The sequence below is a fragment of the Cellulomonas palmilytica genome, from assembly GCF_021590045.1.
GTDB lineage: Bacteria > Actinomycetota > Actinomycetes > Actinomycetales > Cellulomonadaceae > Cellulomonas > Cellulomonas palmilytica.
Genome location: NZ_CP062221.1, coordinates 1,646,626 through 1,659,557, shown reverse-complemented (window position 1 = coordinate 1,659,557; position 12,932 = coordinate 1,646,626). Strand labels below are relative to the sequence as shown.

Annotated in this window: 8 protein-coding genes and 1 tRNA gene; 8 read left to right on the top strand and 1 reads right to left on the bottom strand. The window is 74.0% G+C overall.

The features are described 5' to 3' along the window. Positions 1–29 precede the first annotated feature (29 nt). The 3 genes from F1D97_RS07685 (at position 30) to F1D97_RS07675 (ending at position 1,881) form a co-directional block, all read left to right on the top strand. Positions 30–683: a FadR/GntR family transcriptional regulator gene (locus F1D97_RS07685; protein ID WP_236123244.1), complete on the top strand. Its 654-nt coding sequence runs from the start codon at positions 30–32 to the stop codon at positions 681–683. Positions 684–883: 200 nt separating this feature from the next. Continuing rightward, positions 884–956 (top strand) — tRNA-Arg (locus tag F1D97_RS07680). Between the two features lie 298 nt (positions 957–1,254). Beyond that, positions 1,255–1,881: a 4'-phosphopantetheinyl transferase family protein gene (locus F1D97_RS07675; RefSeq protein ID WP_236123243.1), complete on the top strand. Its 627-nt coding sequence runs from the start codon at positions 1,255–1,257 to the stop codon at positions 1,879–1,881. 28 nt (positions 1,882–1,909) lie between these two features. On the opposite strand, the gene F1D97_RS07670 is transcribed toward F1D97_RS07675, so the two are convergent. After that, positions 1,910–2,638, bottom strand: coding sequence for an SDR family oxidoreductase (locus F1D97_RS07670; RefSeq protein WP_236123242.1), 729 nt, complete (start codon positions 2,636–2,638; stop codon positions 1,910–1,912). 205 nt (positions 2,639–2,843) lie between these two features. Between F1D97_RS07670 and F1D97_RS07665 the strand changes: the two genes are divergently transcribed. The 5 genes from F1D97_RS07665 to adhE all read left to right on the top strand — a co-directional run bounded on the left by F1D97_RS07665 (position 2,844) and on the right by adhE (position 12,786). Next, on the top strand, positions 2,844–3,230 hold the full coding sequence (locus F1D97_RS07665) for a CU044_2847 family protein (RefSeq protein ID WP_236123241.1): 387 nt from the start codon (positions 2,844–2,846) through the stop codon (positions 3,228–3,230). Further along, positions 3,227–5,026, top strand: a complete 1,800-nt coding sequence (locus F1D97_RS07660) for a trypsin-like peptidase domain-containing protein (protein WP_236123240.1) — start codon at positions 3,227–3,229, stop codon at positions 5,024–5,026. Before F1D97_RS07665 ends, F1D97_RS07660 begins: the two co-directional genes overlap by 4 nt. Further along, positions 5,023–8,106 (top strand): tetratricopeptide repeat protein, encoded by a 3,084-nt coding sequence (locus F1D97_RS07655; RefSeq protein ID WP_236123239.1) that lies wholly within the window; start codon positions 5,023–5,025, stop codon positions 8,104–8,106. The genes F1D97_RS07660 and F1D97_RS07655 overlap by 4 nt, the downstream gene beginning before the upstream one ends. A gap of 37 nt (positions 8,107–8,143) precedes the next feature. Further along, entirely contained in the window at positions 8,144–9,832 is a 1,689-nt protein-coding gene (locus F1D97_RS07650; RefSeq protein ID WP_236123238.1) for a cation:proton antiporter, read from the top strand. Between the two features lie 230 nt (positions 9,833–10,062). Continuing rightward, positions 10,063–12,786 carry a bifunctional acetaldehyde-CoA/alcohol dehydrogenase gene (gene adhE, locus F1D97_RS07645; RefSeq protein ID WP_236123237.1) on the top strand — a complete coding sequence of 908 codons (2,724 nt, stop codon included), beginning with the start codon at positions 10,063–10,065 and terminating at the stop codon, positions 12,784–12,786. Positions 12,787–12,932: the final 146 nt, after the last annotated feature.

Sequence of the window (12,932 nt, the reverse complement as noted above, 5' to 3'; positions counted from 1 at the left end):
CGCATGCCTGCACACGGAGTCCTGTCCCGATGACGCGACGGACCGGTCTGATCGATTCGACCGTACAGGAGCTACGCGCGCGCATCACGAGCGGCGAGTGGCCCGTCGGCTCCCGGATCCCGCCCGAGCCGCAGCTCGTCGAGCTCCTCGGCGTCGGTCGCAACACGGTCCGCGAGGCCGTGCAGTCGCTCGTGCACGCCGGCCTGCTCGAGCGCCGCCAGGGCTCGGGCACGTACGTGCTCTCGTCGTCCGAGCTCGCCGCGACCATGGGCCGCCAGATCGCCGAGGCGCGCCAGCGCGACGTCGTCGAGGTCCGCCGCGCGCTCGAGATCGAGGCGGCGCGCCTGGCCGCACGCCGGCGCACCGCGCTCGACGCGAGCACGCTGCTCGACCGCCGCGACGAGCGCGCCGCCGCGTACGTGTCGGGCGACCTCGACGCGATGGTCGCGACCGACCTCGCGCTGCACACGACGATCGTGCGCGCCGCGGCGAACCCCGTGCTCGCGTCGCTGTACGAGAACCTCATCGACGCGATCGGCGAGAACATCCGGTTCAACTTCGTCACCGACTACCACGGGCAGACCGCGCACGACGCGCTCGTCGAGGCGATCGTCGCGGGCGACGCGGCCAAGGCCGTCGCGGAGACGACGACGTACCTCTCCGCCCTCCTCGGCGAGTCCTGACCCACCCCGCTCCCCACGGACGACCCCACCTTTCCTCCGGCACTCGCGAGCCATACCCGGAGCAACCACGGGTTCACGCAGAGGCAGTCCCCCGACCCCGTGGTTGCTCCGGGTATCGCTCGGCGGAGCCGGAGCGATCGCGGGGTCGGGGTGGGGGTGGAGGACTGGTAGGCTCGCTGGCCGATGCGTTCGCGCATCTCGCGCCCGTAGCTCAGCGGATAGAGCGTCTGCCTCCGGAGCAGAAGGTCGAAGGTTCGAATCCTTTCGGGCGCACACGAGACGAAGGCCCGTGACCCTCGGTCACGGGCCTTCGTCGCCCCTCCCGTCCCCCTCCATCCCCCTCCCGTCCTCCCCCCGTCCCACCGCACCCGCCCCCACACCGCCGAGTGCGCACGGTCGTGCCTGAGTGCGGACGCAGGACGTGCGCACTCACGCAGGAACGTGCGCACTCGACAGGGAGGGTTCGTGGCGGCCGTCCGGCGGCTGCGCCGCAGCGACGACGGAGCCGAGCGGACGCGCGTGGGCGTGGACGACTCGGCGCAGGCACAGACATGTCGGGCACAGTGACCCCGTGCTCGCCGACCTGCTGCCCCCGGGCGTCGAGGTCACCGAGCGGCACGGCCCGCCGGTGACCGTCCCGCTGTTCGCCGACGAGGAGCGCGCGGTCGCGCAGGCCGTGCCCGCTCGTCGGGCGGAGTACGCGGCCGTGCGCGGGTGCGCCCGCGAGGCGCTGAGCCGTCTGGCCGTCACGACGCTCGCGGTGCCGAGCGCGCCGAACCGTGCGCCGGTGTGGCCGGCGGGCGTCGTCGGGAGCATGACGCACTGCGCGGGCTACCGCGCCGCAGCGGTCGCGCGCGCCGACGCGTGGGCGGGGCTGGGCATCGACGCCGAGCCCCGCGCCCCGCTGCCGCCCGAGGTCGCGGCCCTCGTGCTCGACGAGTCCGAGCGCGCTCCGCTGGCCGAGCTCGACCCCGCGCTGTGCGCCGACCGCGTGCTGTTCAGCGCGAAGGAGTCGGTGTACAAGCTCTGGTCGCCCATCACGGGTGCGTGGCTCGGGTTCGAGGACGTGCGCGTGCACCTCGAGGACGACGCGTTCGTCGTCCGGCTGCTGAAGCCGGGGCTCGGGGTCGACGAGCTGCGCGGCCGCTGGGCCGTCGGCGAGGACCTGCTGGTCACCGCGCTCGCGCTCCCCCGCTGACCCGGCGCGACGGCCGCGCGGGCAGGAGTCAGCGCAGCGACGCGCCCCCGTCGACGTAGAGCTCGTGCATCGTGAGGTGGCGCGCGTCGTCGGACGCCAGGAACGCCACCGCGGCCGCGACGTCGTCCGGCTCCGCGACCCGGCGCAGCGGGATCCCCACCTTGTAGGCCTCCGGCGTCCCGTTGATCGCCGCCGCCACGACCTGCTCGGTGTCCCCGAGCCCGTCGAGCATCCGCGTGCGCGTGGTGCCCGGGTGCACGACGTTGCACCGCACACCGTGCTCGGCGACCTCGAGCCCGAGCGACTTGGTCCACGCCGTGAGCGCCGCCTTCGACGCGCCGTACGCGGCCATGCCCGTGCGGGGCACGCGCGCCGCGTTGGACGCGACCGTCACCACGGATCCGCGGCCGCGCTCGACCATGCGCCGCACCACGGCGCGGGTGACCGTCGCGGTGCCGAGCACGTTCACCGCGACCAGCGCCACGAGGTCGTCGTCGTCGTCCAGCGCGGGACCCGTCCGCAGCAGGCCGGCGGCGTTGACGAGCACCTCGACCGGGCCGTCCTCGCTCTCGAGCCGTGCGACGAACGCCGCGACGGCGTCGCCGTCCGTGATGTCGAGCGCGCGCACGTCGTCGTGCGCCGTCCGGTCGGTCCCGACGACCGTGTACCCGCGCGCCCGCAGCACGCCCACGACCGCCGACCCGATGCCCCCGGCGGCCCCCGTCACCAGCGCGACCCCGCGCGTCCCCTGCGTCATCCGACTCCCCCTCGTTCGGTGCTCGCCCTGCCCGAGCCCAGGTGAGCGAACCTAGCCTCGCGACCGGCCGCGAGATCGGGCGTATCGCCCATCGGGCCGCGGCCGCGGCGCCCGTCGCCGAGGCTTCTCACCCGTGCCACACCGCGCGCGCGGCGTTACCGTGTCCGAGAAGTCCCTTTTCCTCTCGTCTCCCGGGGGCGGAGCGATGACGCGGATCGTCAGCACCGAGCTGGAGCCGGGCGCGCCACGCGTCATGGTCGAGATCTCCCGGCAGGACGACCGTGAGGAGGACGTCTCCGCGCTGAGCGACGTCCTGTCGTTCGACGACCTCGCGGAGTCGGTCGCCCGGATCTCCCGGTCGATGACGGACGCGCTGCGGCGCGCCCGGCCCGACGAGGCCGAGGTGACGTTCGGCGTCGACGTCGCGGTCGAGGCCGGGCGGCTCACGTCGCTGCTCGTCAAGGGCGGCGCGACCGCGACGTTCGGCGTGCGGCTGCTGTGGAAGGCGTCCCCGCGCGACGGCGCGACGCCGGATGTCGACCCGCCCCCGCCGGAGGGCGACCCGCCCCCGCCGGAGGGAGGCGGGTCGTGACCGACGACCTGGCGGACCTGCTCGCCAAGGCGACGGTGCGCATCGACGTCGGCGGCGAGCTGTCGGGGACGGGGTTCGTGGTCGCCCCCGGCAAGGTGCTGACGTGCCACCACGTCGTGAAGCGCGCCCTGGACCGCAGTGCGGGACACGACCTCATCGAGGTCGTCCTCGACGCGGGCCGCGGCGTGACGGCGCGGCCCGTCACGCGTCCCTCGGTCGACGAGACGAACGACCTCGCGTTGCTCACGCTCGACACGTCGAGCCGCCAGCCCGTCGTCTCGCTGGGCGGCGTGCCGCGCATCGACGACAAGCTGTACGTCTACGGCTTCCCGCCCACCAAGCCGGGCGGCACGTCGGGCACGTACCACTACGAGGGCCCGGAGAACGGTCCGCCGCGCCTCCTGCGCATCAAGGCGGGGCAGGTGCAGTCGGGGTTCAGCGGCGCGCCCGTGCTCGACCTGAAGACCGGCACGGTCGTCGCGGTCGTGCGGCGCTCACGGGACGTGGACACCGACCTCGGCGGCCTCGCCGTGCCGATCGACGCGGCGTTCGGGGCGTTCGAGCGGCTGCGGGTCGACAACCTCGACGCACGGCGGCTCGACCCGCGGTGGGACGCGTGCCTCACCGAGGTGCAGCGCGAGATGCTCGCGGGCCTCGACGCGGCGCCCGCCACGACGGGCCGCCGCCTCCTCGTCGACGTCGGGCAGCAGGACGAGCGCTGGACCGTGACGATCTCGTCGCCCAGCGCGCAGGACGCGTGGCACGACCAGACCCAGGTCGACCTCAACGTGCTGCGGCTCGACGTGGCGCGCCTGTTCCGCATGCTCAAGGCCACCAACCGCGTCTCGCACAACCTGCAGTACCCGGTCGTCGGAGGCGCGCTGGCCAAGACCCTGTGGTCGACCACCGCGCAGGAGCGGCTGCGCGCCATGCTCGCCGCGGGCGGGCAGTCGCTCGACATCGAGCTGCACTTCGGCCCGGGCGTCGACGAGGACCTGCTCTACCTGCCGTGGGAGTGCCTGCAGCTGCCCGCCGCGGACGGCGGGCCCGGCGTCTCGCTCGGCACGCACGAGCGCGCGACGCTCGTGCGCACGCTCGACACCGAGCCCGGCGACATCGCCCCGCCGCCGGCGGACTGCCGCATCAGCGTGTTCCGGTCGCCGGACGACGAGGGCGACCAGCAGCAGCGGGTGTCGCGCTCGACCGAGGCCGCGGCCACCGCCGCGCGCGTGCTCGGGCAGGTCGTCGCGACGCCGCTGGACGAGACGAGCACGGCGACGACGACCGCGCTGGCGGACGTGGTGCGCAGCGGACCGCACGTGCTGCACCTGGTGCTGCGGGCACGGGTGGACAACATGCGCGACGTCGTCGACCTGGACGACCGGCCGTGGTCGACCGCGGTGAGCTTCGACTCGCCCGAGCTCGCGGCGTTCGTGCGGGACCGCGCAGGGGCCGACGCGCCTCGGCTCGTCGTGCTCCAGCCCGTGCGCGTCGCGGAGTCCGAGCTGCCGGCCGACCTCACGGTCTTCGCGCAGGACCTCCTGGAGGCGGGTGTGAGCGCGGTGCTCGCGTTCCCGCTGCCCGTGGACCCGGAGGCGGGGCGCGCGTTCTTCACCGAGCTGTACGGGCAGCTCGCGCGGGGCACGTCCGTGCAGGTCGCGGTGCAGCACGGCCGGCGGCGGCTCGAGCAGGCCCGACGGCCCTGGTCGTTCCCGGTGCTGGTGACGGCCCGTCCGGGCCCGATCGTCCTGCGCCGCCCCGGCGAGGGCCGCGCCGATCGGGACGGTGGGCGATGAGCACCGAGCCGGACCGCCTCCGGGGCGCGCTGGCGGCCGCCCGCGACGCCCTGTCCCGGGTCGCCGGCGACCCGGGACAGCCGCTGGACGCGCTGGCGTCCGACGACGACGACGACGCCCGCCAGGGGCTCGCCCAGCTCGCGGAGCAGCTCACGCACGACCTGGCCACGTTCCTCGAGCGGTACGACGCCGCGGGCCGGCTCGCCGACGCCCGCGAGCGCTGGTCCGCCGAGGGACTCACGGCCACGGCCGCGCGCCTCGACGCGACGCTGCGCAAGGACCCCCGCCGGGCGGCGCGGCCCGTCGTCGAGGAGGTCCTGCAGACCCTGGTCACCGTGGGGCCGGCACCCGCCGAGCTGCTCGTCGACCGTCTGCGCGAGGCCCAGCGCGAGGGCGAGCCGCGCGACCCGTCGCCCGACGACCCGGTCGCCGCGCTCGACGCGCTCCTGCGGGCGATCGAGCACGACGCGGCGGCCGAGGTCGAGCATCGCGCCGCGGACCTGCAGAAGCGCGCGTACGGGTGGTCGCGGCGCGGCCGGGGCGGCGGCGAGGCGGAGGAGGACCTCGCGGTCCTGCGGGCGTTCGCGTTCATGCGGCTGAACCGCAACGGCGAGGCGGAGCAGGTGCTCGAGGACCGCGTGCGGGTGCGCCCGACCCCGCGCATGCGCGCCGAGCTCGCCGCCACGCTCCTGTGGCGCGGCGAGGTCGACGAGGCACGGCGGCACGCGCTCGTCGACGCGGGGGACGACGACGCGGACCCGACGGGCGACTGCACGCTCGCGCTGGGGCTCGTCGCGGAGGTCGAGGGCGACCTGGAGACCGCCGCCCGGCGGTTCGCGCAGGCGTTCGCGCGGTGGCCGGTGACCCGCCTCGCGTACACCGAGCTCGTCTCGATGCGTCGCGAGAGCGGGCTGTACTGGCGTGAGCTCGCGTCCGCTCGTCTCGCGGCGGGGCTGCCCGAGGAGGCCCTGGCCGCGTGCGCGGAGGCGTTCGCGCAAGGGGTGCGCGGCCCGGAGTCGTTCCCGGACAAGGTGGTGCACCGCGTGCGCGCGCGGGCCCTCGAGCAGGTCGGGCGCCGGGGGTCCCAGCTGTGGTGCGAGGCGACCCTGGAGGTGGCCAAGCGCGGCGTGTGGCGTGGGCTCGGCGAGCCGACCGCCGTCGAGGAGGCCATCAGGCTGCTGGAGGAGCTCATCGAGCTCGATCCCCCGCCGCCGACCACCGGGTGGTACCTCGCGGAGGCGCTGCGGCTGCGCGGTTGGTTCGGCGGCATGCCCCCGGGCCGGGGCGAGGCGTACGAGGCCGAGCGGGTCTGGGTGGCGACGGTGCCGACGAACCCTCCCACGGGCCCCGAGGAGTCGTGGGTCTACTGGAGCGGCGCGAACATCGCCGAGGACCTCGCGGCCACGTCGCCGGTCCCGGCCGACACCGACCCGTACGCGGTCCCGCGCGTGCCGCACGAGGTGTGGGACGCGCTCGTCCGCGCGGAGAAGGCGCTCCTGCTCGAGCCGAGCGAGCCGAGCTACTGGGCCACCGCGGCGCGCCTGCTGTACGGCGTCGGCCTGACGGTCGCCGCCCGCGAGGCGCGCAGACGCGCGCTCGAGATCGGTCCGGACAACGCCGAGGCCAGGTTCGAGCGGCTGAAGGACCTGACGCGCTCGCACGAGCCGCTCGAGGCGCTCGAGGCGCTCGCGGAGCTGGACGACCTCTCGCCCGGCGAGCGCCTGGTGCGTGCGTGGTGCCGCATCGAGACCGACGACCTGGACGGGGCCGAGCACGACCTCGTCGCGGTGCAGCAGACGGCCTGGTTCGCCGACGAGACGAGCTGGTACGTCGACGCGCTCTGGGCGTCGTTGCACCAGCGCCGCACGCTCGCGGGCGTGGACGACGTGCCTGCCGCGCGCGAGGCCCTCGCGCGCCTCGCCGCCCGCGAGGGCCTGACGGACGACGCGGCGCTCTACCGGCTCAACGCGCGACTCCTCCTCGACGGCGTGGACGGCCTGGACGACGACCTGCGGCTGCTCGCGACGCACGAGCGCGTGGACCGGCGTGCGCACCTCGTCGTCGCCGAGGCCGTGCGCGGCAACGACGAGGCGGCGCTCGCCTACGCCGCCGAGATGCCGCGGCTCGCGACCCGGCCCGGCGAGCTCGAGGACGCGCACGACCTGTGGACCGAGAGCGCGGCCCTGCTCGGTGCCGACCCGGCGACCGCGCACGCCGCCCGGACGCTCGAGCGCGCGCGTGCGCTCGTCCGCGACGCCGAGGTCGACCCGCCGGGCGACGATGCCGAGCAGCTGCGGCTCGTCGACGAGTACGAGGACGACACCGGCGCGCTCGTCGCGCTCACCGCCGTGCACGCGCGACGCCTGCGGGAGCGCGGGTCGCTCGACGAGGCCGCCGACTGGTACCGCCGGCTCGCGGCGTCGCCCTTCGGCCCCGACGCGCTGCGCGCCCTGCACGACGTGCAGCGGGCCCGGCTCGCCGAGGCGGTCGCGGAGGGCGACGTCGGCACCGTCCGCCTCCTGCACGAGGTGCTCGCGCGCGACGACGTCTCGCCGTACCCGACCGCCGCGATGGCCCTGGCGGAGGCGTACGACAACCGGGGCGACCCCGAGGCCGCGCTCGACGTGCTCCGCGAGTCCGCCCAGCACCCCGACCCGAGCACGTGCGCGCAGGTGAACCTGTGGCTCGCGATGCGCGAGGCGGCGGACTCCCCGCAGCTCGCGCTGGCGTCGACACGCGCGGCCGAGCAGGCCGTGCAGCTCGTCGTCGACCCGCCGCTCGCCGCGCGGGTGAGCGCACGGCTCGCGGTGCTGCTCGCCGCGACGAACGCGGGAGAGGACGAGGTCGTCGCGCACCTCGGGCACGCGCTCGACGCCCTCGCGGCCGACCCGGACTCGGCGTTCGCGCTGGAGTTCGAGGTCCGGCGCTCGGTCGCGTGGGTCCCGGGCACGGACCGCGACCTGCTGCACCGCGCGTACGTGCGGGCGTGCCACGAGGCCGGCAAGGAGCCCGTCCCGTGGGGCCTGCTCGCGCACGACGAGGCGCACGGCGGGACGGGCCCGCCAGGGCTTCTCGACTAGGGTCTGAGCATCCCGTCCGGCGAGCTGCGGAGGACGCGTGCACCACGTCGAGGTCTTCGCCCTGGCTGCTGCGGCCGTCCTCGTCGCGGCGGTGTGCCGCCGCCGCGGGTGGCCCGCACCGCTCGTCGTCGTGGCCGTCGCCCTGCTGGTCTCGCTCGTGCCGGGCGTCCCGCGCTACGAGGTGAACCCGGAGCTGCTGCTCGAGTTCGTGCTGCCCCCGCTGCTGTACTCCGCGGCCCTCTCGTCGTCGTACCGGGACTTCCGTGCGTCGCTGAACTCGATCACGCGTCTCGGCGTGGGGCTCGTGATCGTGACGGCGCTCGCGGTCGCCGCGGTGTTCACCGTGCTGGACGACGTGCCGTTCGCCGCGGCGCTCGTGCTCGGCGCCGTGGTCGCGCCGCCGGACGCCGTCGCCGCCGCCGCGGTCGGCCGGCGGCTCGGGCTGCCGCGGCGCGTCATGACGCTGCTGTCGGGCGAGAGCCTCATCAACGACGCGACGTCCCTGACGCTCTACAAGGTCGCGCTCGCCGGGGTGGCGAGCGGCGCGTGGGCGCTCGGCGCGGGGCTGTGGACGTTCACGCTCGCGGTGGTCGCGGGCGTGGGCGTGGGGCTCGTGCTCGGGGTCGTCGTGCACCTGGTGCGCACGCACCTCGACGACGCGGTGGTCGCGTCCGCGATCGGGATCCTCACGCCGTTCGCGGCGTACTGGAGCGCGGAGGCCGTGCACGGCTCGGGGGTGCTCGCGGTCGTCGCCGCGGGCCTGTACCTGGGCCACACGTCCCCGCGCGCGGGGTTCGCGACGCGCCTGTTCGAGGAGCCCATCTGGTCGACGCTCGACCTCGTGCTCGAGTCGTTCACGTTCGCGCTGATCGGCGTGCAGCTGCCGTGGGTCGTCCGTGACGTCGTCGACTCCGACCAGGGGTTCGGGCACGGGCTGACGGTCTCGCTCGTCGTGCTCGCCGTGACGATGCTCGTGCGTCCGCTGTACATCTTCTCGACGGCGTGGTTCGACAACGTGCGCCTGCCCGGCTCGCACCGACCCGAGGACGACGCGCTCACGTCGCGCGAGTCCGCGGTCGTCTCGTGGGCGGGCATGCGCGGTGTGGTGACGCTCGCGGCGGCCGCCGCGATCCCGGCGACGATGGACGGCGAGCCGTTCGCGCACCGCGCGACGATCCAGCTCGCCGCGTACACCGTCGCGCTCGGCACCCTGCTGCTGCAGGGGACGACCCTGCCGTGGCTGATTCAGCGCCTGCGCATCGGGTCCGCGCAGGAGGAGGTCGAGGACGCGAAGCAGGAGGCCGCGATGCGCGTCGCGACGGCCGAGGCGGTGCAGGAGTACTTCGAGGAGCAGCGCCCGCGGCTCGCGAGCAGCATGGGCGACGAGCGCGCCGCCGAGGTCGTCGAGAAGCTGTCGAAGGGCTGGCGGGCCCGGGCGACCGCCGCGGCCGTGATGCTCGACCCCGCGACCGCCGACGAGCTCGGCGTCCAGGCCGAGGCGGCACGCGGGCTCGGGCTGCTCGGCGGCAAGGCCGCGACGTCCGCCGCCGCGGGTCGCAAGCTCCAGTCGATGCGCCGGCGGGTCATCGCCGTGCAGCGGGAGGTGCTCATGGAGCACCGTGACGCGGGCGATCTCGACGAGGCCGTGATGCGCCGCATGATGCGCGAGCTCGACCTCGAGGAGGAGTCGCTCGCGTCGTCGTGGGTCACGCGGCTGCGGGACTGACTCCTCGTCGGACCGCCGGGTGACCGACCCGGCGGAACGAAAGGGACGGACTGGGACCCAGGTCCCCTTCGCGGCCCGCCCGCGGACGACTGCCGAGCACCCTCCTGACCTCGGGGGACTTTCATCCCACCACTTCCGGCGACCCCGTCCCTAGCGTCGAGGTGTCGGTTCGGACGGACCTCCAGCACCCGTCCGGTTCGCCGACTCCGCATCGACCAGGGAGTCCCCTCGTGACCACCACCAGCACGAACCGCCCCGCCAAGGGCCGCAAGCCGGCCGACGCCCCGGCGCTCGCCGTGCAGTCCGACGAGCAGGTCCACGCCGCGATCGACGCGCTCGTCGCGAACGCCGCCAAGGCCCTCGCCGAGTTCGAGTCCATGACGCAGGAGGACGTCGACCGCTTCGTCAAGAAGGGCGCGGTCGCGGCGCTCGACCAGCACGGTCAGCTGGCCAAGCTCGCGGTCGACGAGACGGGCCGCGGCGTCTTCGAGGACAAGGCCGTCAAGAACATCTTCGCGTGCGAGCACGTGACCCACTCGATGTCGAACCTCAAGACCGTCGGCGTCATCAACGTCGACGAGCTCAACGGCATCACCGAGATCGCCGAGCCCGTCGGGGTCATCGCGGGCATCACGCCGGTCACCAACCCGACGTCGACCGCGATCTTCAAGTCGCTCATCTCGCTGAAGACCCGCAACCCGATCATCTTCGCGTTCCACCCGAACGCGCAGCAGTCGTCGATCGCGGCGGCCCGCGTGGTGCGCGACGCCGCGGTGGCCGCAGGTGCGCCCGAGCACTGCATCCAGTGGGTCGAGACGCCGTCCCTCACCGCGACGAGCGCGCTCATGAACCACCCGGGCGTCGCGACGATCCTCGCGACCGGCGGCAACGCCATGGTCAAGGCCGCGTACTCGTGCGGCAAGCCCGCCCTGGGTGTCGGCGCCGGCAACGTCCCGGCGTACGTCGAGAAGACCGCCAAGCTCGCCCGCGCGATCAACGACATCGTGCTGAGCAAGGCGTTCGACAACGGCGTGATCTGCGCGTCCGAGCAGGCCGCGATCCTGGACGACGAGATCTACGACGCCGCCATGGTCGAGTTCGCCAAGCTGCACGCGTACCGCGCCACCCCGGCGGAGAAGGCCAAGCTCGAGCAGTTCATCTTCGGCGTCGAGGCCGGCGGCGAGAACTGCGCCGGCGCGAAGCTCAACCCCGCGGTCGTCGGCAAGTCGCCCGTGTGGATCGCCGAGCAGGCCGGGTTCACCGTCCCCGCGGACACGTCCATCATCCTCGCGGAGGTCTCGGGCGTCGGTCCCGACGAGCCCCTGACGCGCGAGAAGCTCTGCCCCGTCCTCGCGGTCCTGCGCGCGCACTCCACCGAGGAGGGCATCACGCTCGCCGAGCGCATGGTCGAGTTCGACGGCCTGGGCCACTCCGCCGCGATCCACACGCGCGACGACGCCCTGACCGTCGAGTTCGGCAAGCGCGTCAAGGCGATCCGCGTCATCTGCAACGCGCCCTCGTCGCTCGGCGGCATCGGCGACATCTACAACGCCTTCATCCCCTCGCTGACCCTCGGCTGCGGCTCCTACGGCCACAACTCGGTGTCCAACAACGTCTCGGCGGTGAACCTCATCAACGTCAAGCGCGTCGGTCGTCGGAACAACAACCTGCAGTGGTTCAAGGTCCCGGCGAAGACCTACTTCGAGCCCAACGCGATCCGCTACCTCGCCGACATGGCCGGCATCGAGCGCGTCACCATCGTCACCGACACGACGATGACCGCCCTCGGCTTCGTCGACAAGGTCCTCGACGTGCTGCGCCGCCGCTCCAACTCGGTGGCCGTGCAGATCATCGACGAGGTCGAGCCCGAGCCGTCGGTCCGCACCGTGCAGAAGGGCGCCGCGAACATGCGGCACTTCAAGCCGGACACGATCATCGCCCTGGGCGGCGGCTCGCCCATGGACGCCGCGAAGGTCATGTGGCTGCTGTACGAGCACCCGGAGATCGTCTTCTCCGACCTCAAGCAGAAGTTCTTCGACGTCCGCAAGCGCGCGTTCAAGTTCCCCGTCCTCGGTGACCTGGCCAAGCTCGTCTGCATCCCGACGACGTCGGGCACGGGCGCCGAGGTCACGCCGTTCGCGGTCATCTCCGACCCCGACGCGGGCAAGAAGTACCCGCTCGCGGACTACGCGCTGACCCCGACCGTCGCGATCATCGACCCGGTCCTGACCTCGAAGATGCCGCGCTCGCTCGCCGCCGACTCGGGCTTCGACGCCCTCACGCACGCCACCGAGGCGTTCGTCGCGGTCTACGCGAACGACTTCACCGACGGCATGGCGCTGCAGGCGATCCGCCTGATCTTCGACAACCTCGCGCAGTCGGTGAACGGCGACCCGGCCGACCCGGCCACGCAGGACGCCCGCGAGAAGATGCACAACGCCGGGACGATCGCCGGCATGGCGTTCGGCAACGCGTTCCTCGGCATCGTGCACGCGATGGCGCACGTCATCGGCTCGACCTACCACCTGGTGCACGGCCGGACGAACGCCACGCTGCTCCCCCACGTGATCCGCTACAACGGCACGGTCCCGACGAAGCTCACCAGCTGGCCCAAGTACGAGAGCTACGTCGCGCCCGAGCGGTTCCAGCAGATCGCCCAGACGCTCGGTCTGCCGGCGGCGACGCCGGAGCAGGGCGTCGAGTCCTACGCCCTTGCCGTCGAGGCGCTGCGCGCGAAGGTCGGCATCCCGTCGTCCTTCCAGGCGCAGGGCGTCGACGAGCAGGAGTTCATGTCCCGTCTCGACGAGGTCGCCATGGGTGCCTACGAGGACCAGTGCGCCCCCGCCAACCCGCGGATGCCGATGATCGACGACATGAAGGACATCATGACTGCGGCCTACTACGGAACGTCGCTGGAGGACGTCCGAGGCCGCAAGAGCGGGCAGGAGGGCTGACCACCTCCGGGGGCTCCCGCGGCTCCGGCCGCCGGTAGAGCCCCGCCCGCTCGCGACGCCCCGTCCGGCTCATCCCTCGCCGGACGGGGCGTCGACCTTTTCCCGCACCCTTTCCCCGCACGCGTTCCCCGCCCACCGCGCGCTCG

Coding starts and splice junctions, on each gene's coding strand:
- F1D97_RS07655 (WP_236123239.1), top strand. CDS start 5,023: ATGAGCACCGAGCCGGACCGCCTCCGGGGCGCGCTGGCGGCCGCCCGC.
- F1D97_RS07685 (WP_236123244.1), top strand. CDS start 30: ATGACGCGACGGACCGGTCTGATCGATTCGACCGTACAGGAGCTACGC.
- F1D97_RS07665 (WP_236123241.1), top strand. CDS start 2,844: ATGACGCGGATCGTCAGCACCGAGCTGGAGCCGGGCGCGCCACGCGTC.
- F1D97_RS07670 (WP_236123242.1), bottom strand. CDS start 2,638: ATGACGCAGGGGACGCGCGGGGTCGCGCTGGTGACGGGGGCCGCCGGG.